Origin of the sequence: Roseicella sp. DB1501 (assembly GCF_013112485.1) — a bacterium.
Classification (GTDB): Bacteria; Pseudomonadota; Alphaproteobacteria; order Acetobacterales; family Acetobacteraceae; genus Paracraurococcus.
On the sequence record NZ_JABFHG010000012.1, the window covers coordinates 152077 to 171365 of the forward strand.

At 74.2% G+C, this 19289-nt stretch carries 16 protein-coding genes and 1 other RNA gene; all 17 read right to left on the reverse strand.

The window, feature by feature from the left end; genetic code table 11:
• Positions 1-39: 39 nt before the first annotated feature.
• Positions 40-1335, reverse strand: a complete 1296-nt coding sequence (gene ftsA, locus HJG45_RS21740) for a cell division protein FtsA (protein WP_171615006.1) — start codon at positions 1333-1335, stop codon at positions 40-42.
• On the reverse strand, positions 1332-2246 hold the full coding sequence (locus tag HJG45_RS21745; RefSeq protein WP_171615007.1) for a cell division protein FtsQ/DivIB: 915 nt from the start codon (positions 2244-2246) through the stop codon (positions 1332-1334). The genes ftsA and HJG45_RS21745 overlap by 4 nt, the downstream gene beginning before the upstream one ends.
• Complete coding sequence (locus HJG45_RS21750) at positions 2236-3156, reverse strand: D-alanine--D-alanine ligase (RefSeq protein WP_171615008.1); 921 nt, start codon at positions 3154-3156, stop codon at positions 2236-2238. Before HJG45_RS21750 ends, HJG45_RS21745 begins: the two co-directional genes overlap by 11 nt.
• Positions 3153-4103, reverse strand: a complete 951-nt coding sequence (murB, locus tag HJG45_RS21755; RefSeq protein WP_254452696.1) for a UDP-N-acetylmuramate dehydrogenase — start codon at positions 4101-4103, stop codon at positions 3153-3155. Before murB ends, HJG45_RS21750 begins: the two co-directional genes overlap by 4 nt.
• Entirely contained in the window at positions 4100-5536 is a 1437-nt protein-coding gene (gene murC, locus HJG45_RS21760; protein ID WP_171615009.1) for a UDP-N-acetylmuramate--L-alanine ligase, read from the reverse strand. Before murC ends, murB begins: the two co-directional genes overlap by 4 nt.
• Positions 5537-6664: an undecaprenyldiphospho-muramoylpentapeptide beta-N-acetylglucosaminyltransferase gene (murG, locus tag HJG45_RS21765; protein ID WP_171615010.1), complete on the reverse strand. Its 1128-nt coding sequence runs from the start codon at positions 6662-6664 to the stop codon at positions 5537-5539. It abuts the gene before it with no gap.
• On the reverse strand, positions 6661-7845 hold the full coding sequence (locus HJG45_RS21770; RefSeq protein WP_171615011.1) for an FtsW/RodA/SpoVE family cell cycle protein: 1185 nt from the start codon (positions 7843-7845) through the stop codon (positions 6661-6663). Before HJG45_RS21770 ends, murG begins: the two co-directional genes overlap by 4 nt.
• Entirely contained in the window at positions 7845-9257 is a 1413-nt protein-coding gene (gene murD / locus HJG45_RS21775; RefSeq protein WP_171615012.1) for a UDP-N-acetylmuramoyl-L-alanine--D-glutamate ligase, read from the reverse strand. The genes HJG45_RS21770 and murD overlap by 1 nt, the downstream gene beginning before the upstream one ends.
• Positions 9254-10342: a phospho-N-acetylmuramoyl-pentapeptide-transferase gene (gene mraY, locus HJG45_RS21780; protein WP_171615014.1), complete on the reverse strand. Its 1089-nt coding sequence runs from the start codon at positions 10340-10342 to the stop codon at positions 9254-9256. The genes murD and mraY overlap by 4 nt, the downstream gene beginning before the upstream one ends.
• Positions 10339-11715 (reverse strand): UDP-N-acetylmuramoyl-tripeptide--D-alanyl-D-alanine ligase, encoded by a 1377-nt coding sequence (gene murF / locus HJG45_RS21785; RefSeq protein WP_171615016.1) that lies wholly within the window; start codon positions 11713-11715, stop codon positions 10339-10341. The genes mraY and murF overlap by 4 nt, the downstream gene beginning before the upstream one ends.
• Positions 11712-13211: a UDP-N-acetylmuramoyl-L-alanyl-D-glutamate--2,6-diaminopimelate ligase gene (locus tag HJG45_RS21790; RefSeq protein WP_171615018.1), complete on the reverse strand. Its 1500-nt coding sequence runs from the start codon at positions 13209-13211 to the stop codon at positions 11712-11714. The genes murF and HJG45_RS21790 overlap by 4 nt, the downstream gene beginning before the upstream one ends.
• A complete protein-coding gene (locus HJG45_RS21795; RefSeq protein ID WP_171615020.1) occupies positions 13177-15306 on the reverse strand; it encodes a penicillin-binding protein 2 in 2130 nt (709 codons plus the stop codon). Before HJG45_RS21795 ends, HJG45_RS21790 begins: the two co-directional genes overlap by 35 nt.
• Positions 15303-16313, reverse strand: a complete 1011-nt coding sequence (locus tag HJG45_RS21800; RefSeq protein ID WP_171615022.1) for a hypothetical protein — start codon at positions 16311-16313, stop codon at positions 15303-15305. The genes HJG45_RS21795 and HJG45_RS21800 overlap by 4 nt, the downstream gene beginning before the upstream one ends.
• The gene (gene rsmH / locus HJG45_RS21805) at positions 16310-17281 is read right to left on the reverse strand and encodes a 16S rRNA (cytosine(1402)-N(4))-methyltransferase RsmH (RefSeq protein ID WP_254452697.1); all 972 of its coding nucleotides are present in this window, start codon (positions 17279-17281) and stop codon (positions 16310-16312) included. Before rsmH ends, HJG45_RS21800 begins: the two co-directional genes overlap by 4 nt.
• Positions 17278-17655, reverse strand: a complete 378-nt coding sequence (locus HJG45_RS21810) for a cell division/cell wall cluster transcriptional repressor MraZ (RefSeq protein WP_171615024.1) — start codon at positions 17653-17655, stop codon at positions 17278-17280. Before HJG45_RS21810 ends, rsmH begins: the two co-directional genes overlap by 4 nt.
• A gap of 421 nt (positions 17656-18076) precedes the next feature.
• Positions 18077-18514, reverse strand: an RNA gene (rnpB, locus tag HJG45_RS21815) — RNase P RNA component class A.
• 66 nt (positions 18515-18580) lie between these two features.
• Positions 18581-19243 (reverse strand): N-acetylmuramoyl-L-alanine amidase, encoded by a 663-nt coding sequence (locus HJG45_RS21820; RefSeq protein WP_408902030.1) that lies wholly within the window; start codon positions 19241-19243, stop codon positions 18581-18583.
• Positions 19244-19289: the final 46 nt, after the last annotated feature.

Consider the following 19289-nt stretch of genomic DNA (forward strand, 5'->3'; position numbering starts at 1 on the left):
TCACAGATAGGTGTGGCGGGAGTCTTACAGCGGGGCGCATCAGGCGCGGTCCCGCAGCCAGTGGACCAGTCGTCGAAACACTCCGGGCGGGCGGTCGAGTCCCGGCAGCAGATCGATCAGCGGCCGTCCTTCGCCGGCGCACCAGGCGAGCAGGCCGAGCGGCGCGGCGAAGGCCGGGCCCTGCGCCGTCTCCGGCAGGCCGCGCACCGGATGCGGTCGGCCGAGCCGCACCTGGCGGTCGAGCACGCGCGCGGCGAGCTCGCGCGCGCCGACGAGCTGGCTGGCGCCGCCGGTCAGCACCACGCGGCGCCCCATCTCCTGCGACAGACCGGCGGAATCGAGCCGGTCGCGGATCAGCTCGAAGGTCTCCTCGAGCCGCGGGCGGATGATGCCGACCACCATGGCGCGCGGGATGCGCGCGATGTGGTCGTCCTCCTCGCCCACCATCGGCACCGGCAGCCATTCCCGCTCGTCCTCCGGCGCGCCGAGCACGCCGCCATGCAGGGTCTTCAGCCGCTCGGCATGCGCGACCGGTGTCGAGAGCAGCCGCGCCAGGTCGTTCGTCACGTGCCAGCCGCCGACCGGGAGCTGCGCGGTGTGCAGCAGGTGCCCCTCGGCGAAGACGGCGAAGCTCGTCGTGCCGCCGCCCATGTCGATGACCGTGGCGCCGAGCTGCTTCTCGTCCTCGACCAGCGTGGCGAGGCCGGCGGCGAAGGGCGCCGAGACCAGCTCGTTCACCTCGAGGTCGCAACGCATCAGGCAGGCGCCGAGGTTGCGCAGCGAGGCCTGCGCCGCGTCGCACAGGTGCAGCCGCGCCGTCAGCGTGTCGCAGATCATGCCGCGCGGGTCGTTCGCCCCCGGCGTCGCATCCACCATGAAGCTGAGCGGGAAGGCGTGCACCATCTCGCGCCCGTCCTCGGCGCTGCGACGGCGGCCCTCGTTCAGGATGGCGCGCAGGTCGGCCTCGGTCACCGGCCGGCCGCCGATGCCCCACTGGATGTTCTGGTGTCGCGATTCCGGCTGACCGCAGGAGAGATTGACGACGACGCTGTTCAGCCGCGTATCGGCCATCTCCTCGGCCTGGCCGACGGCGGCGCGGATCGCCGCCTCTGCCTCCTCGAGATCGACGATGCTGCCGCCCTTGATGCCGCGGGCGCGCTGCCAGCCGAAGCCGAGCACCCGCGCCTCGCCATCGTTCTCGATCCGGGCGATCAGGCAGACCAGCTTGGTCGTGCCGATGTCGAGCACGCCGAAGACGCCGGGCTTGGCGCCGCGGCGGCGGCGCGCCGGCGCCGGCGGGTCGATGGCGGGGGGCAGGCGGGAGATCTGGTTCATCCGCGGCCACTCCTCGTCGCGCCCTGGGCCTTCTGGCCGGCCGCCGGGGGCTCGGCCGGCTGCTGGCCCGGCGCCATGCGCAGCACCAGCTTGTCCGGCAGGCGCAGGTCGATCGCCGCCAGCGGCCGGTCCATCAGCCCCTGCTTCGCCTGCAGCTCGGCGAGGCGGGCAACCGCCGCGGCCTCCTGGCCCTCCGGCAGCAGCACGTCGGCGCCGTTGCGCAGCCGCAGGTTCCAGCGCCGCTCGGAGACGCGCACCAGCGCGTGCACGCGCTCCTGCACCTCCGGCACCGCCTGCAGCACGTCGATCATCGGCCCGGCCGCGCGGTCGGCGCCGGTGCCGACGATCAGCGGCAGGCGGCCGAAGGCGCCGACATTCTCGGTGGCCACCACCTTGCCCTCGCGGTCGATGACCGAGAATTTGCTCTCGCGCTGCCAGATGGCGAAGGGCTGCCGCTCGTCGAGCCGCACCTTGATCGTGCCGGGCAGCAGGCGCTCGACATGCGCGTGCTCGACCCAGGCGATCTGCTCGAGCTGCTCGCGCGCCCAATGCGGGTCGAAGCCGAGCATCGGATCGCCGCGCCGCACCGACAGCGCCTCGCGCACCAGCTCGGGCGGCGTGTTGCGCATGCCGTCCACCAGCACGTCCTGCACCTGCAGGCCGCCGCCAGCCGCGATCTCCGCCGCGCCATCCCAGAGGGCGGCGATGCGGCCATAGGGATCGGTCGCCATCACCGCCACCGCGGTGACCAGCAGGGCGCCGGCGCCGAGCAGGCCGAGCCCGGCGGGCCGCAGCAGCCCGCGGCGACGGCGCAGCCAGAGCCGCAGCGAGGTCGGCCGGTCCAGCGCGCTGCCGGCCGTGCCGCGCGCGCGGCGCGACCCTCCCTCGCCGCGTTGCGGGCTACGCGCCATGGCGGGCCTGCTCCACCATCCAGGCGCAGAGCGCGGGGAAGGGGATGCCGACATGCGCCGCCTGCTCCGGCACCAGCGAGGTGCGGGTCATGCCCGGCTGGGTGTTGACCTCGAGCAGATAGAGCCGGCCGGGCTCGCCGGCCGTGTCGTCGTAGCGGAAATCGGCGCGCGAGACGCCGCGGCAGCCGAGCGCCCGGTGCGCGGCGAGGGCGGCGGCCATGGCCTGGCGCTCGATCTCCGGATGCACCGGCGCCGGCACCGCGTGGCGGCTGCCGCCATCGGCGTATTTCGCGTCGTAGTCGTAGAATTGCAGGTCGGTGGTGATCTCGGTCACGGCGAGCGGCCGGTCGCCCATGACGGCGACGGTCAGCTCGCGGCCCGGGATGTAGGGCTCGACCATGATGCGCGGCCCGAAGCGCCATTCGCGGGCGATGGCCGCGCGACGGTTGTCGCCCTCCCGCAGGATCGTCACCCCGACCGAGGAGCCCTCATTCGGCGGCTTCACCACGAAGGGCCGCGGCATCGGGTCCGCCGCCTCGAGCTCCTCCGGCGTGACCAGCAGGTGGCGCGCCAGCGGGAGGTCCGCCGAGGCCAGCACCGCCTTCGCCGCCGGCTTGTCCATGGCGATCGCCGAGGCGCGGACGCCGGAGCCGGTATAGGGAAGCTGCAGCCAGTCCAGCACGCCCTGGATGCAGCCATCCTCGCCGAAGCGGCCATGCAGCGTGTTGAAGACGGCGTCGGGCTTCGCCGCCTGCAGCGCCGCGATGACGGCGGCGAGGTCCTCACCCACCTCGACCGGCACCACCTCGAACCCCGCCTCGCGCAGCGCCGCGATGCACTGCCCGCCGGAGGCGAGGCTCACCTCGCGCTCGGCTGAGATGCCACCGAAAAGGACCGCGACGCGGGTCATGCTGCTGCTCCACCACCCTCAGACCCGTCCGGCAAGGCGAGCCCGAGGCGCTTGATTTCCCATTCAAGGGCGATGCCAGTCCGGACGAGGACGCGGGCGCGCACCTCCTCGCCCAGGGCTTCCAGCTCGGCGGCGGTGGCGCCGCCGGCGTTGAGCAGGAAGTTGCAGTGCTTCTCCGAGACCTGCGCGCCGCCGATGGCGAGGCCGCGGCAGCCCGCGGCATCGATCAGCGCCCAGGCCTTGCCGCCAGGCGGGTTCACGAAGGTCGATCCGCCGGTGCGGGCGCGCACTGGCTGCGAGGCCTCGCGCGCCGCGCGGATCTCGGCCATGCGCGCGGCGATGGCAGCCGGCTCGCCCGGCCTGGCCCGGAAACGGGCGCGGATGACGACGGCGCCCCCCGGCAGCGCGGCATGGCGGTAGGTGAAGCCGAGCACGGCGGCATCGAGGCGGCGGATACCGTCGGCGGTCGCGACCTCCGCCCAGTCCAGCACGTCCTTCACCTCCGAGCCGTAGGCCCCGGCATTCATCGCCACGGCGCCGCCGATGCTGCCCGGGATGCCGGAGAGGAATTCGAGGCCGCCGAGCCCGGCCGCGGCGGCATGCTGCGCCACGGTCATGTCGAGCGCCGCGGCGCCGGCCACGATGCCGTCTGGCTCGGCCGTCACCGCGCCGAAGGCGCCGCCGAGGCGCAGCACGATGCCGGGCAGGCCGCCGTCGCGGATGATCAGGTTCGAGGCGGCGCCGAGCACGGTGAGCGGCGTCCCGGCCGGCAGCCCGGCGAGCAGCGAGACCAGGTCCTCGGCATCGGCCGGCCGCACCAGCCATTCCGCCGGCCCGCCGACGCGGAACCAGGTGAAGGGCGCGAGCGGCGCCCCCGCCTGCACCCGGCCGCGAATCGCCGGGATCGCGCGCGGCCCGCCGGCGGTCATCGCCCCCCGCGCGCTCATGCCCGCCTCAGCGGCGTGACGCGGCCGCCCGGCTGCAGCGCCTGCAGCTGCTCCGGCAGGGCATGCGCCCAGCCGGTGATGCTGCCGGCGCCGAGGCAGACCACGTAGTCGCCCGGCTTGGCGATGGCGTTGACCATCTCGGCCAGGCTCTCCGGCCCGGGCAGGGGCACCACGCTGCGATGGCCGCGGGCGCGCAGCCCCTCGACCAGCGAGTCCTTGTCGACGCCCTCGATCGGCGCCTCGCCCGCCGCATAGACATCGGCGACGATGACCGTGCCGGCGTCGTTCATGCAGGTGCAGAACTCCTCGAACAGCCCGGCGAGGCGCGAGTAGCGGTGCGGCTGCACCACCGCGATCACGTCCCGCGCACCGGCCTGGCGGGCCGCCTTCAGCACCGCCGCGATCTCGACCGGATGATGGCCGTAATCGTCGATCACCTGGATCCCGCCGGCCTCGCCGACGCGGGTGAAGCGGCGCTTGACGCCCTTGAAGCCGGCGAGGGCGCTGCGGATCGTCTCCTCGTCGATGTCCATCTCGACGCCGACCGCGATGGCGGCGAGCGCGTTCTGCACGTTGTGCTGGCCGAGCATGGGCAGGCGCATCGGCTTCATGGTGCGGGCGCGGCCGGTGGTGCGGTCCTGCACCGAGACGGTGAAGGTCGCGCCCATGCGGTCGGTCAGCAGCTTCTCTGCCCGCACATCGGCCTGCGGCGAGAAGCCGTAGGTGACGATGCGCCGGTCGAGCTTCGGGATCATCGCCTGCACCTCGGGATGGTCGAGGCAGAGGACGGCGAAGCCGTAGAAGGGGATGTTGCTGACGAACTGGGCGTAGCCCTCCTTCATCGCCTCCGCCGTGCCCCAGTGGTCGAGATGCTCGGCATCCATGTTGGTGACGATGGTCACGACCGAGGGCAGGCGGAGGAAGGAGCCGTCGCTTTCATCCGCCTCGACCACCATCCACTCGCCGTCGCCGAGGCGGGTGTTGGTGCCGTAGGCGTTGACGATGCCGCCATTGATGACGGTGGGGTCGATCTTCGCCGCCTCGAGCACGCAGGCGATCAGGCTGGTGGTGGTGGTCTTGCCATGGGTGCCACCGACCGCGATCGACCATTTCAGCCGCATCAGCTCGGCCAGCATCTCGGCCCGGCGCACCACCGGGATCAGCCGGGCGCGCGCCGCCTGGACCTCCGGATTGTCCTTCTTCACCGCCGTCGAGACGACGACGACCTGCGCGGCGCCGAGATTCTCCGCGTCATGCCCGACCGAGACCGGGATGCCGGCCTCGCGCAGCCGGGCGACATTGTAGCCCTCGGCGATGTCGCTGCCCTGCACCTGATAGCCCAGGTTGTGCAGGACCTCGGCGATGCCGGACATGCCGATGCCGCCGATGCCGACGAAGTGGATGGGTCCGATATTGAGGGGCAGGGCGCGCATTCAGGGGGAATCCTGCGGGGCTCGGGCCCGCACCAGGGAGAGGACGAGATCGGCGAGGCGGCGGGCGGCATCCGGCCGGGCGAGGCCGGCGGCGGCGGCGGCGGCGCGTTCGAGCCCGGCCCTGTCGCCGAGCAGCGCCTCGAGCTGCGTGGCGAGGCCGGCCGGGCTGAGCTTCGCCTGCGGCATCACCACCGCGGCGCCGGCCGCGGCGAGCGCCCGGGCATTGGCCGATTGATGGTCGTCGATCGCATGCGGCAGCGGCACCAGGATGCCGGGCCGCCCGGCGCAGGCGAGCTCGGCCACGGTGCCGGCGCCGGCGCGCGCGACGACGAGATGCGCATTCGCCAGCCGCCCGGCGACATCGGGGAAGAAGGCGGAGAGCTCGGCCGGCACGCCCGCGGCGTCATAGGCCTCGCGCACCCGCGCGAGATCCTCCGGCCGGCATTGCTGCGCGACGACGAGCCGGCGCCGCAGCCCTTCCGGCAGCGCCGCGACGGCGCCGGGGACGATGTCGGCGAAGACGCGGGCGCCGAGGGAGCCGCCGAGCACCAGCAGCCGCAGCGCACCCTCGGTGCCGGGATAGGCGCCGCCCGCGAGCGCGGCGAGGGCCGGGCGCACCGGGTTACCGACCACCGCGATGCGTGCCCGCTCCGGCACGTTCGCCGTCGGGTCGTGCGACAGGGCGAGGCGGTCGGCATAGGGCGCGATCATGCGGTTGGCGCGGCCGAGCACCGCATTCTGCTCGTGCAGCACCGTCACCGGCCGGCGGCCCGGCAGCGCCTGCGCGGCCAGCAGCGGCGGCACGCTGGGATAGCCGCCGAAGCCGACCACCGCGGCGGCGTGCAGGTCGCGCAGCAGGCGCCGCGCCTGCAGCGTGCCGGCGGCCAGCGCCAGGGCGCCGCGCGCCGCCTTCAGCGCGCCGCGTCCGGAGAGGCCGGCGCCCTTCAGCACGAAGCGCTCGGCATTGGCGAAGGCCGGGCTGTCGAAGGCGGAGGAGCGCGCATCGGTCATCAGCGCGATGCGCTCGCCGCGCGCCAGCAGCTCGGCCGCCAGCGCCTCGGCGGGGAAGAGGTGCCCGCCCGTCCCGCCCGCGGCGATGACGATCGGATGCACGGCCGGCCCCCTCATTCCCGCCCCTCCAGCCGCGGGCCGCGGCGGCGGGTCAGCGCCAGCAGCATGCCCATGCCCATGGCGATGGCGAGCACCGAGGAGCCGCCATAGGAGACGAAGGGAAGCGTCATCCCCTTCGTCGGGATCAGGTGCAGGGTGGAGGCCATGTTGACGAAGGCCTGCAGGCCGAACTGCGCCAGCAGCCCGGTCGCCGCCAGGACCACGAAGAGGTCGCCCTCGGCCATCAGCCGCCACAGGCCGCGCACCACGACGAAGGCGAAGAGCAGCAGGATCAGCGCGCAGATGATGAAGCCGAACTCCTCCCCCGCCACCGCGAAGACGAAATCGGCATGCGCGTCCGGGATCAGGTTCTTCACCCGCCCCTCGCCGGGGCCGCGGCCGAACAGCCCGCCATAGCCGAAGGCCTCCATCGACTTGGTGATCTGGAAGGTATCGCCGGCGGCGGGGTCGAGGAAGCGGTCCACGCGGCTGCGCACGTGCGGCAGGATGAAATAGGCGCCGACGGCCAGGCCGACGCCGCCGAGCGCGCTGAAGCCGACCAGGACGAGGTTCAGCCCCGCGACGAAGGACTGCGCCAGGAAAACCGAGACCACCACCATCAGCATGCCGAAATCCGGCTGCGACTTCAGCACGACTGCGATGACCGCGAGCAGGCCGAGCGCCAGCCCCGGCCAGAACAGGCGCGGATGCAGCAGGCCGAGATCCCGCGGCCGGCCGGCGGCGAGGCGCGCCATGCCGGCCTCCTTGCCGAGCGAGAGCAGCCAGGCCGTCACCACCGCGAAGCAGGGCTTGAGGAATTCCGAGGGCTGCATCGTGCCGAGCAGCGGGAAGTTCAGCCAGCGCCGCGCGCCCTTGGTCTCGAAGCCGATCACCAGCGTCGCCGCGGTGAGGGCGAGGGCGACGAGGCATCCCACCAGGGCGAAGCGCCGGATGCCCTTCGGCGAGAGCAGCGAGACGATCACCATCAGGCTGGCGGCGAGCGCCAGGAAGACCACCTGCTTGACCAGCAGCAGGGAACGCGCATCGCTGCCGATGACGCGTTCCGCCACCGCCGGCGAGGCGGCCAGCATCATCACATAGCCGAAGCCGATCAACGCCAGCAGGGCAGCCAGCGTCCAGCGGTCGATGGTCCACCACCAACGCCCGAGGACGGAATTGTCGGCACGGCTGATGGCCATCAGGCGGCCCTCCCGCACGGCGATGAAGGTTGCGACGGGGCCGGCGCGGCGAGGCCGGCGGCGAGCTCGGCGACGAGGGCGCGGAAGCGGTCGCCCCGCGCGTCGTAGCCGGTGAACTGATCCCAGCTCGCGCAGGCGGGGGAGAGCAGCACGACCGGCGCCGCCCCGGCGAAGGCGATCTCGGCGGCGCGCGGCAGCGCCGCGTCGAGGGTGCCCGCGACCTCGTGCGGCACGCCATGCGCGGCCAGGGTGGCGGCGAGGATCGGCGCGTCGCGGCCGACCAGCACGGCGCGGGCGATGCGCGGGAAGAGGGGCGCGAGGCTCTCGATGCCGCCCTCCTTCGCCGTGCCGCCAGCGATCCAGACCAGGCGGTCGTAGCTCGCCAGCGCCCGTGCGGCGCTGTCGGCATTGGTCGCCTTGCTGTCGTTGACGAAGCGGACGCCGCGGATCTCGCCGACCCGCTCCTGCCGGTGCGGCAGGCCGGGATAGCTGCGCAGCCCCGCCGCCACCGCCTCGCGCGTCAGGCCGAGATCGAGCGCGACCGCGGCGGCGGCGGCGGCGTTCTGCGCGTTGTGGCTGCCCGGCAGGGCCGCGGCCTCGCGCAGGTCGAGCAGCGCCCCCGCCTCGTCCTGCAGCAGGCTGCCCTCGGCCCAGATCCCGCCGGGCTGCCGCGCCTCGCCCGAGACCGGCCGGACGCGCGACCCGATCCGGCCGCGCAGCGCGCGGCTGCCGGCATCGTCCATGCCGAGCACCGCGAGATCCTCCGGCCACTGGCGCGCGAAGACCTGCGCCTTGGCCTCGGCATAGCCGGCCATGTCGCCATGCCGGTCGAGATGGTCCGGCGAGAGGTTCAGCATGACCGCATGCTCGAACCGTACGGCGACGAGCCGCTCGAGCATGTAGGAGGACATCTCGAGCACATAGGTGCCGGCATCGCCGAGCAGGTCGAGCGACAGGGCGGCCGGGCCGAGATTGCCGCCGGCCTCGGCCAGCCGGCCGGCCTGCCGCAGCAGGTGGTGCAGCAGCGCCGTGGTCGTCGACTTGCCGTTGGTGCCGGTGATGCCGACGAAGCCGGCGCGCGAGCCCGCGGCGCGGACCGCGCGCTGCAGGTACTCGACGTCGCAGAGCACGGGCCGCCCGGCGGCGATGGCGGCGGCGGCGGCCGGATGCGGCGCCGGCAGGCGGTGCGGGATGCCGGGCGAGAGCAGCAGCGCGTCCCAGCGGAAGGCGCCCTCGGCCGGGTTCGCCAAGGCGAGGCCGGCCGCGGCCGCGGCGGTGCGCGCCTCCGGCCGGTCGTCCCAGCAGGATACCTCGGCGCCCCATGCGGCGAGGCGCTGCGCGGCCGGCATCCCGGCCTTGCCGAGGCCGAGGAGGGCGATGCGTTCGCCGAGGAAGGGACGGAATGCGCTCATCGGATCTTCAGCGTCGAGAGCCCGACGAGGGCCAGCACCATCGCGACGATCCAGAACCGGATCACGATGGTCGGCTCCGCCCAGCCCTTCTTCTCGAAATGGTGGTGCAGGGGCGCCATGAGGAAGACGCGGCGTCCGGTTCGCTTGTACCAGAAGACCTGGATGATGACGCTCACTGTTTCGACGACGAAGAGCCCGCCGACGATCGCCAGCACGATTTCATGCTTCGTCGCCACGGCGACGGCGCCGAGCGCGCCGCCGAGGGCGAGCGAGCCCGTATCGCCCATGAAGACCGCGGCCGGCGGCGCGTTGAACCAGAGGAAGCCGAGGCCGGCGCCGATCAGCGCGGCGCAGAACACGGCGAGCTCGTTCGCGCCGGGCACCGCATGCAATTGCAGGTAATCCGCCAGCACGCGGTTGCCGACCAGATAGGCGATGAGGGCGAAGACGCCGGCCGCGATCATGGTCGGCACGATCGCCAGCCCGTCCAGCCCGTCCGTCAAATTCACCGCGTTGGACGCGCCCATCATCACCAGCATCCCGACCAGCGGGAAGAAGGGGCCGAAGGGGATCAGGATGTCCTTGAAGACCGGCATCGCCAGGCCGCCGGCGACGGCCGGGGGATGCACCCACCAGATCCAGGCCGCGCCGATGAGCCCGACGCCGGCCTGCACCACCAGCTTCATCCGGCCGGACACGCCCTTGGTGTTGCGCTTGGTGACCTTCAGCCAGTCATCGGCGAAGCCGAGCAGCCCGTAGGTGACGGTCACCAGCAGCACCGCCCAGACCAGGCCGTTGCGCAGGTCGGCCCAGAGCAGCGTGCCGATGACGAGGGCGAGGAGGATCAGCACGCCGCCCATGGTCGGCGTGCCCTTCTTGCTCACCAGATGGCTCTGCGGCCCGTCGGTGCGGATCGGCTGGCCGCCGCGCTGGAAGCCGCGCAGCCAGCGGATCACCGCCGGGCCGAGCACGAGCGAGAAGACAAGCGCGGTCAGGCAGGCGGCGCCGGCGCGGAAGGTGGTGTAGCGCACCAGGTTGAAGAGGGCGAATCCCTCGGCGAAGGGCGCGAGCAGGTTGAAAATCACGTCGGCAACTCCGTCAGCGCCCGCACCACCAGGGCCATCCGGCTGCCCAGCGCACCCTTGACCAGCACCACGTCGCCCGGACGCAGCGCCTCCTTCACGAGCGGCGCCAGCGCGGCGCTGTCCGCCGCGTGCCCGCCCCGCTTCGCCGGCGGCAGCAAGGCATGGAGCCGCGCCATCTCGGGCCCGCAGCAGAAGACCAGATCCGCCTTACCAGCTTCTGGAGCGAGGCCGGCATGCAGCGCCGCCGAGAACTCGCCGAGCTCGCGCATGTCGCCGAGCACCGCGATCCGCCGCCCGCCCGGCCGCAGGGCGAGGGTGCGCAGCGCCGCCCGCATCGCCGGGGGCGCCGCGTTGTAGCTCTCGTCGATCAGCAGCGCGGTGCCGCCCGCGACCGCGATCTCCCGCGGCGCGCCGCGACCGGCGCCCGGGGCATAGGCGGCAAGCGCCGGCGCGGCGCGATGCGCATCCTGGCCGAGCGCCTCCACCAGGGCCAGCGCGCAGCAGGCATTGGCCGCATGGTGCAGCCCCATCGCCGGCATGATCACCTCGGCCTCGCGGCCGCCGAGCGCGATCACGGCGCGGGTGCGGCCGTCGCGCAGGATGCCGGCCTCGGCCAGCCGCACCTCGGCGGCGGGATGCTCGCCGAAGCCGATGACGCGGGCGGCGCCGGCGGCGCGGGCGAGGCCGGCGAGCCGGTCGAAGAACTCGGAATCGCGCGGCAGCACCGCGACGCCGCCCGGCTCGAGGCCAGCGGCGATGCTGCCCTTCTCCGCCGCCACCGCCTCGAGGCTGCCCATATGGCCGATATGCGCCTCGCCGATCGCGGTCACGGCGCTCGCATGCGGTCGCGCGAGGCGCGAGAGCGGCAGGATCTCGCCCGGATTGTTCATCCCGATCTCGATCACCGCGAAGGCGGTCCCGGCCGGCATGCGGGCGAGGGTGAGCGGCACGCCCCAATGGTTGTTGTAGGAGGCGACGGCGGCATGCGTCGGGCCAAGGCTGCCGAGGAGGAGCCGCAGCATCTCCTTGGTGCCGGTCTTGCCGACGCTGCCCGTCACCGCGGCGACCCGGCCCCGGCAGCGGGCGCGGCCGGCGGCGCCGAGCGCGCGCAGCCCCTCCAGCGTGTCGGCGACGCGCAGCAGCGGCGCATCCGGCGCCACGCCGGGCGGATCGCGGTCCACCATCGCCGCGGCGGCGCCGCGGGACAGCGCCTCGGCGACGAAGTCATGCCCGTCCCGCACGTCGCGCAGCGCGACGAAGAGGTCGCCGGGCGCGATGCTGCGGGTGTCGATCGAGATGCCGGAGATCGGCATGGCCGCGGCCAGGCTGCCGCCCGTCGCCTCGCGCAGCGCCGCGGCGGTCCAGAGGCTCATGCCGCGCCTCCCGCCAGCTCGCGGACCACGGCCGCATCGTCGAAGGGCTGCGTCACGCCGCGGATCGTCTGGCCGCTCTCATGCCCCTTGCCGGCGACGGCCAGCACGTCGCCCGGGCCGAGATCGGCGAGGGCCGCGGCGATAGCGGCGCGCCGCTCGCCAGCATCGATGCCGCCGGGGCAGCCGGCGAGCACGGCGGCGCGGATCGCAGCCGGGTCCTCGGAGCGGGGATTGTCGTCGGTGACCCAGCAGCGATCAGCCTGCGTCGCGCAGGCCGCGCCCATCAGCGGGCGCTTGCCCGGGTCGCGATCGCCGCCGGCGCCGAAGACCACCTGCAGCCGCCCGCCCGGCGCGACATGCGGCCGCAGCGCGGCGAGCAGGCGCTCCAGCGCATCCGGCGTATGGGCGTAGTCGACATAGACGGCGGCGCCGTTCGGCAGGCGTGCGGCAAGCTCCATCCGGCCGCGCACCCCGGCGAGGCGCGGCGCGAGGGCGAGGGCGCGCTCCGGCGCCATGCCGGCGGCGATGGCGAGGGCGAGGGCCATCAGCACGTTGTCCGCCTGGAAGCGGCCGGGCAGGGCGAGTTCGAGCGCGTGGCGCCGGCCGAAGACGGCGAGCTCCAACGCCTGGCCCGCCGGCAGCGGGCGCTGGGCGAGCAGGCGGAGATCCTCGCCTGCCTCGCCGAGGGTGAGCAGCCGCAGCCCGCGGCGCGCGGCGATGTCGCGCAGCGCGGCCAGCGTCGCCGCCTCCATGTCCGCATTGGCCGCGGCGGTGGCGCCCGGCGGCAACAGCGCCTCGAAGAGCCGCAGCTTGGCCTCCCGGTAGGCCGCCATGCCGCCATGGTAGTCGAGATGGTCGCGCGTCAGGTTGGTGAAGCCGGCGGCGGCGAGCCGCACGCCGTCGAGCCGGCGCTGCTCGATGCCGTGCGAGGAGGCCTCCATCGCCACCCGGTCGATGCCGGCGCGGGCGAGCGCGGCGAGGCCGGCGTGCAGCGCGACTGGGTCCGGCGTGGTCAGCGAGGGGCCGGGCGGGAAGCCCTCGGCGATCAGGCCGAGCGTGCCGAGCGAGGCGGCGCGTGCGCCATCGAGCGTCCAGAGCTGGCGCAGGAAATCGACGGTGCTGGTCTTGCCGTTGGTGCCGGTGACGGCGACGGCCAAGCCGGGCTGCGGCGCGTGCAGCGCGGCGGCCATCAGCGCCAGGGCCCGGCGCGGATCGGCGGCGGCGAGCAGCGGCCGGGCGGCGAGGCCGGGCGGCCAGGCGGTGCCGGTCGGGGCGAGGACCGCCGCGGCGCCGGCGGCCACCGCCTCGCCGATGAAGGCGCGGCCATCGGCCCGGGCGCCGGGCAGGGCCGCAAAGACGAAGCCGGGCCGCACGGCCCGGCTGTCTGCGGTCAGTCCGGTGATCTCGGCGGCCGTGTCCCCGATCAGGGGCGGCGGCGCGATCCCGGCGCGAGCGATGAGCTCATCGAGATGCAAGGCCGGCCTCGTCCATCGCATCGGGGACGGCGGCCAGGCGGAAGGGCGCCGGCGCCTCGGTGCGCCGCAGGGCAGGGGGATGCAGCGTGGCCGGCGGCACGGGCACGGGCTGCGCCGGCGCGGCGGGCGTCGCCGGCATGGCGGCGGCCGGGATGTTGGCGCGGGGCGCGGCCGGGGTGGCCGCCTGCGGCGCCGCGGCGACCGGGGCCTTGCCGCCGGCGGGGCGGCCGGGCTGCAGCGGGATCGAGATGCTCTGCTGGATCTGCGCGATGCGCTCCGTCTCCGGCACCATGCCGAGGACCGGCGCGATGCGGGCGATGACGGCGCCGGCCGCCGGCGCCGCGACCCAGCCGGCCGTCGCGTAGCCGTGGCTCTTCGCGTTCGGCTTCGGCTCGTCGACCATGACGTAGATGGCGTAGCGCGGCGCGTTCATCGGGAAGGCGCCGACGAAGGCGGCGATGCGCTTGTCCTTCTGGTAGCCGCCGCGGGCGGTGGTCTTCTCCGCCGTGCCGGTCTTGCCGCCGACGAAGTAGCCAGGGACCTCGGCGCCCTTGCCCGAGCCGTCGGTGACGACGAGGCGCATGAGCTTGCGCATGGTCTCCGAGGTCTTCTCCGACAGCACGCGCGTGCCCTCGCGCGGCGCGCCGTCGGGCTGCGCGACGAGGGTCGGCTGCCGCAGGATGCCGCCATTCGCCACCGCCGAGATGCCGGTGATGACATGCAGCGGCGTCACCGAGATGCCGTGGCCGAAGGCGATGGTGAAGGTGTTGATCTCCTTCCAGCTGTTCGCCGAGGGCGCGAGCGGGCGGGCGGCCTCGGGCAGCTCCACCTGCAGGCGGTTCAGCATCCCCATGCGGCTCATGAACTCGCGGTGCCGCTGCGGACCCATGAGCTGCGCCATGTGAGCGGCGCCGAGGTTGGAGGAGTAGGCCAGCACCTCGGGGAAGACGAGGACGCGGTTCTTGCCCTTGTAGTCGCTGATGGTGAAGCGGCCGTAGCGAATGGGATGCCGGGCGTCGAAGGTGCTCCAGATGTTCGCGGCGCCGGCATCGAGCACCATCGAGGCGGTGAGCAGCTTGAAGGTCGAGCCCGGCTCGTAGACGCCGACCGTCGCGCGGTTGAAATGCGGGTCCTGGTCCTGGTGCACCGGCTTCGGCGCCGCCGGGCGGGCGACGACCTTGCGGATGGGTCCGTCGGACTCCGCCTCGGCATTGCGCTGCTGCAGCCCGCCGGGATCGGCGGCGTCGAAATCGGGGAGGCTGACCATGGCCAGCACCTCCGCCGTGTTCACGTCCATCACCACGCCGGCGCCGCCGATGCCGTTGAAGTCGGCGATGGCCTTCTCGACCGAATCGCGCAGCGCCACCTGCAGGCGGACATCGATCGAGAGCCGCAGCGGGTCGTGGTTGCCGCGCAGCCGCGCGTCGAAATGCTTCTCGACGCCGGCGATGCCGTGGCCGTCGATGTCGACCTGGCCGAGGACATGCGCCGCCGCCCGCCCCTGCGGGTAGAAGCGCCGCTCGGCGGGGCGGAAGTGGAAGCCCGGGATGCCGAGATCGTTCACCGCCTGCTGCTGCCGCGGCGGCAGGTTGCGGGCGATGTAGGCGAACTGCACCGGGCGATCGCTGTCGCCGACCGTGCGCTGGCTGATGCGGGCGATCAGCCGCTCGCGGTCGAGGCCCGGCAGGACGGAGCGGAGCTTGTCCGCCGCCTCGACCGGGTCGTTGATCTCCTGCGGGTTGGCGTAGAGCTCCGTCACCTGCAGCGAGACCGCGAGCACCTCGCCGTTGCGGTCGGTGATGGCGGCGCGGCCGATATTCGGCGTGCCGTCCGGCACCCGCGGCGCGGCGCGCAGCTTCGGCTCGGCCGGATCGATGATGGTGGCGACGGCGAGCTTCAGGCCGACCGCGCCGAACAGCGCGGCGAAGCCGGCGGCAGCGATGACGAGCCGGCCGCGCGTCGTCTCGAGCTGCGCCTTGCGCGCCAGGTCGGGCGCATGCGGACGCGGCAAGGGCCGGCCCTCGCTTACGACGCGCGTGGCGACGGTCCGGCCGGCCGGCATGGCGGAGGGGGAGGGCGGTGGCCGCAACTCCTCGATATCGCCCGAATCCCTCACCGCGCGCCTCCGAGCGTCGCGGCATTGGCGCTGCCGAAGGGCACTGGCGGGGCCAGCATCGGGCGGCCGCCGCCGAGGGCGGAGCCGAGCGAGACGGCCGGGGCCTCGGCCGGCCGCGGCGGCGCCAGCGGCGCCGCGGTGGCGAGCTGCGTCCCGGCATGGCGCGGCACCGGAGGGGCGACCGGCGGGGCGATATGCGCGACGGCCGGCCGCACCGGCGCGGCGATCGGGCGGATCGGGGCGGTGACCGGCGGCAGCGCGGCCACCTCGGTGGCGCGCGGCGCGGGCCGCGGCGGCGGCAGGCGGAGCGCGGCGGGTCGCGCGGCGAGCTCGGCCGGGCGGGGCGCGGGCTCGGCCGGACGGGCGGCGAGGACCGGCGCGCGGCGCGGCGCGGGCGGCTCGGCGGCGGGTGCGGGGGCTGGGCGGGGCGCCGGCGCCTCGGCGACCGGTGCCGCCGGCTTCGGCGCCTCGGCTGCCGGCCGCACCGGCGGCGCGGCGGGCTTCGCCGGCGCCTCGGCGAGGGGCAGCGAGACGGGTGCGGCGATGGGCGCGGCGATCGGCGCGGGCGGCGGGATCGGCAGGTCGTCGGCGGCGGCGGTGGCGAGCTGGACCGGCTGCACGCGGTCCGGGATGCGCGGCAGCAGGGCGAGGCGGACCGGACCCTCCGCCGCCGCCGGCGCGCGCGCCGCGAAGAGGGCGGGCGGCCCGTCATAGGCGACCACCGTTGGCAGCCGGCGCTCGGCCTCGTTCAGCCGCAGGAACTGGCTGGGCTGCATCGGCTCGAGCTGCAGGTGGCGCATCGCCACGCCGCGCAGGCGCTCCGGCTCGTTGAGCCAGGCCCATTCGGCGTGCAGCGCCTGGCTGCGTTCATGCGCCTCGTCGATCGACTTGCCGATGCCGCGCAGCTCGCGGTCGAGCAAGGCGACCTCGTGCTTGCTCTGGTAGAGGTGCAATCCGGCGAGGGCGGCCGCGAGGAAGGTGCAGAGGCTGAGCGGGCGGAAGATCATGCGGCGTCCCGGGAATCGAGGCGTTCGACGGCGCGCAGCCGGCTGCTGCGGGCGCGCGGATTGGCAAGCGTCTCGGCATCGCCGGGGCGGAGCGCCCGCGGCGTGAGGAGGCGGAAGGCGGGAGGCGCGGCCGGCCCGGCCAGCGCGCCGGGATCGTGGCGGGAGGCGCCGCCGGCGCGGCCGGTGAGCTGCGCCATGAAGCGCTTCACGATCCGGTCCTCGAGCGAGTGGAAGGCGACGACGACGAGACGCCCGCCGGGCGCGAGCAGCCGCGCGGCGGCGGCGAGGCCGCGCTCGACCTCGCCGAGCTCGTCGTTGACGGCGAGGCGGAGCGCCTGGAAGGAGCGCGTCGCGCGGTCGATGCCGGAGGGGTCGCGCGGCGTCACGCTGCGGATGATCTCGGCGAGGCGCAGGGTGGTGGCGATCGGTGCCTCCCGCCGCGCGGCGACGACGGCGCGCGCGATCCGCCGCGCATGCCTTTCCTCCCCGAGCGTGAAGAGCAGATCCGCCAATTCCGATTCACCCAAGGTGTTGACGAGGTCCGCCGCGGACCTCCCGGATTTCTCCATGCGCATGTCAAGCGGCCCATCGGCGCGGAAGGAGAAGCCGCGCCCGGCCTCGTCGAGCTGGAATGAGGAGACGCCGAGATCGAGCACGACACCGTCGAGCGCGGCAACGCCCCGCGCCGCGAGCAGCTCGAGCATTTCGCCGAAACGGCCTTCCAGTAAATGAAGCCGGCCGGCGTGGTGCGCGGCGAGCGCGGCGCCGCGGGCGATCGCGTCCGGATCGCGGTCGATGGCGTAGAGGGTGCAGCGCGCCGTGGCGAGGATGGCGCCGGCATAGCCGCCGCCGCCGAAGGTGCCGTCGCAATAGGTGGCGTCGTCGCGCGGCGCGAGCGTCGCCAGCACCTCGGCCAGCATGACCGGCAGATGCGTGCCGGGCAGGGGCGCGGCGGCGCCGTCGCTCATACGTCGCCCCCCTCGTCCTCGGCCTCGAGCCGCGCCTCTTCCTCGGCGAGGCGCTCGGCCGACCAGATCTGGAAGAAGGCGCCGAGCCCGGAGAAGCTGATCTCGCCATCGAGCCCGGCCTTGTCGGCGAGCTCCTTCGGCATGACGATCCGGCCCTCGGCGTCGGGGCGCAGCGTATGGATGCGCGAGACCAGCTTGCGCATGATCTTCTGGTATTCGCCGGAGAGCTGGCTGAGGCCTTCGACCCGGCGCTCGACCTCCGCCATGTAGGCGGGTGCGGGCCAGACATCGATGCAGGCGCCGAAACGCGACGGGGTGAGGACGATTTCCTCGGCGCCCAGGCGGCTCAGCGCGGCGCGGAAGCTAGCGGGCACGGAGATCCGGCCCTTCTTCGCGTCGAACGTCCCACCGAATGTGCCCGAAAAGCCGGACATCGCCCACTGACCGCCCCCCCGGGCCAAGGCGCCCCGCTTGATCAGCGGCCGGCGGGGCCCCCCGACCCCGCCGGCTCGCCCGACCATCCCGCCTCGGACCGCTCGCCCCCCCGAGCGTCTGGGTCCTCAACGGGATGCCATGGGATAGCACGGGAAATCCTGGGACAGCAAGGGAGAATGCCGTTGCGGGGCACTAAGCTTCCGGTGCGAAAGCCTCGATTCTTAGGGGTTTAGCTTGAAGACTCGCGTCGACTCCAGGAAACGGCTCATTGTCAATGGTATCCGCATGCCAGGACTCACTTGTTCTTTGGGCGATACGGGAAGCCTGGGGACAAGGCTGTGGAAAGGCGGGTGGATAAAGTGCGCCAGGCGGCCGGTAAGCCGGGTTCTGTCCATCCCCGGAAAGCTGGGGATGTGACGGCCATTCCTCTGGGGCGCGCCTCGCGGCGCGCCTCGCGCGGCCAACCCGGGTGGCGGGGCGGGAATGCCCTCGCGTCAGGCCCCGAAGGACCACCGCCGGCCACCCCTATTCGGCCTTGCTCCCGGTGGGGTTTGCCCTGCCGCCCCCGTTGCCGGGGGCGCGGTGCGCCCTTACCGCACCCTTTCACCCTTGCCCATCGGCCGAGGCGGATGGGCGGTCTGCTCTCTGTGGCACTGTCCCTGGGCCTTGGGCGACCGGCGGCGAACCGCCGGCTTCCCTCTGCCCGCCGGCCGTTGGCCGGCACCGTATTCCCGTGGAGCCCGGACTTTCCTCCGACCCGTCCCGGAAGGGCGGGCCGGCGGCCGTCTGGCCACCTGGCGCGGCTGGTTCATGCGCCGGCGGCGCCGGTGCGGTCAACGGCCCTGCGGCCCCGACTCGGGCTCGTTACGCAGCGAGCCGGGCGGCGAGGCCGGCGAGCCGGGCCATGGTCCCGGCATCGGCGACGCCATCCACCCGCTCCGGCCGCCAGTGCCGCTGGAAGGCGGCGAGCAGCACGGCCTCCGGCAGGTCGGTGCGGTAGCCGATGGCGCCGAGCAGCGCCATGGCCGCCCCGGCCGGCGGCGCATCGGCCGCCGCGGGCCAGAGGCCGACGCCGTTCGCCGCCAGCGCCTCCCAGTCGAAGAGCTCGCCGGGATCCGCCTTGCGGTCGGGCGCGACGTCGCTATGGGCCACGACGTTGATCGGCGGGATCGGATGCCGCCCCAGGATCTCGAGGCAGAGATCGCAGACGGCGGCCATCTGCAGCGCCGGGAAGGGGCGGTAGCCCCAGTCATGGCCGGGATTGACGATCTCGATGCCGATGCTGCGCCCGTTCAGCGCCTCCCGGCCGCGCCAGTGCGAGATGCCGGCATGCCAGGCCCGGCGCGCCTCCGGCACCAGGCGGAAGATCGCGCCATCCTCCTCGACGACGTAATGCGAGGAGACGCGCGCCGCCGGGTCCCGCAGCCGGGCGATCGCCTCCGCGCCGCTGCGCATGCCGGTATAGTGCAGCACCAGCATGTCGATCGGGCCGTCGGGCGGCCGGTCGTCCTGGTTCGGGCTGGGCAGTTCCCGAATCGGCAGGCTCACGGGCGGGCCCCGGCCGCGGCGCCGT

Coding starts and splice junctions, on each gene's coding strand:
- murF (WP_171615016.1), bottom strand. CDS start 11,715: ATGAGCCTCTGGACCGCCGCGGCGCTGCGCGAGGCGACGGGCGGCAGC.
- rsmH (WP_254452697.1), bottom strand. CDS start 17,281: ATGAGCGACGGCGCCGCCGCGCCCCTGCCCGGCACGCATCTGCCGGTC.
- murG (WP_171615010.1), bottom strand. CDS start 6,664: ATGAGGGGGCCGGCCGTGCATCCGATCGTCATCGCCGCGGGCGGGACG.
- murD (WP_171615012.1), bottom strand. CDS start 9,257: ATGAGCGCATTCCGTCCCTTCCTCGGCGAACGCATCGCCCTCCTCGGC.
- HJG45_RS21750 (WP_171615008.1), bottom strand. CDS start 3,156: ATGACCCGCGTCGCGGTCCTTTTCGGTGGCATCTCAGCCGAGCGCGAG.
- ftsA (WP_171615006.1), bottom strand. CDS start 1,335: ATGAACCAGATCTCCCGCCTGCCCCCCGCCATCGACCCGCCGGCGCCG.
- murC (WP_171615009.1), bottom strand. CDS start 5,536: ATGCGCGCCCTGCCCCTCAATATCGGACCCATCCACTTCGTCGGCATC.
- HJG45_RS21745 (WP_171615007.1), bottom strand. CDS start 2,246: ATGGCGCGTAGCCCGCAACGCGGCGAGGGAGGGTCGCGCCGCGCGCGC.
- HJG45_RS21790 (WP_171615018.1), bottom strand. CDS start 13,211: ATGCGATGGACGAGGCCGGCCTTGCATCTCGATGAGCTCATCGCTCGC.
- murB (WP_254452696.1), bottom strand. CDS start 4,103: ATGAGCGCGCGGGGGGCGATGACCGCCGGCGGGCCGCGCGCGATCCCG.
- HJG45_RS21770 (WP_171615011.1), bottom strand. CDS start 7,845: ATGGCCATCAGCCGTGCCGACAATTCCGTCCTCGGGCGTTGGTGGTGG.
- HJG45_RS21800 (WP_171615022.1), bottom strand. CDS start 16,313: ATGATCTTCCGCCCGCTCAGCCTCTGCACCTTCCTCGCGGCCGCCCTC.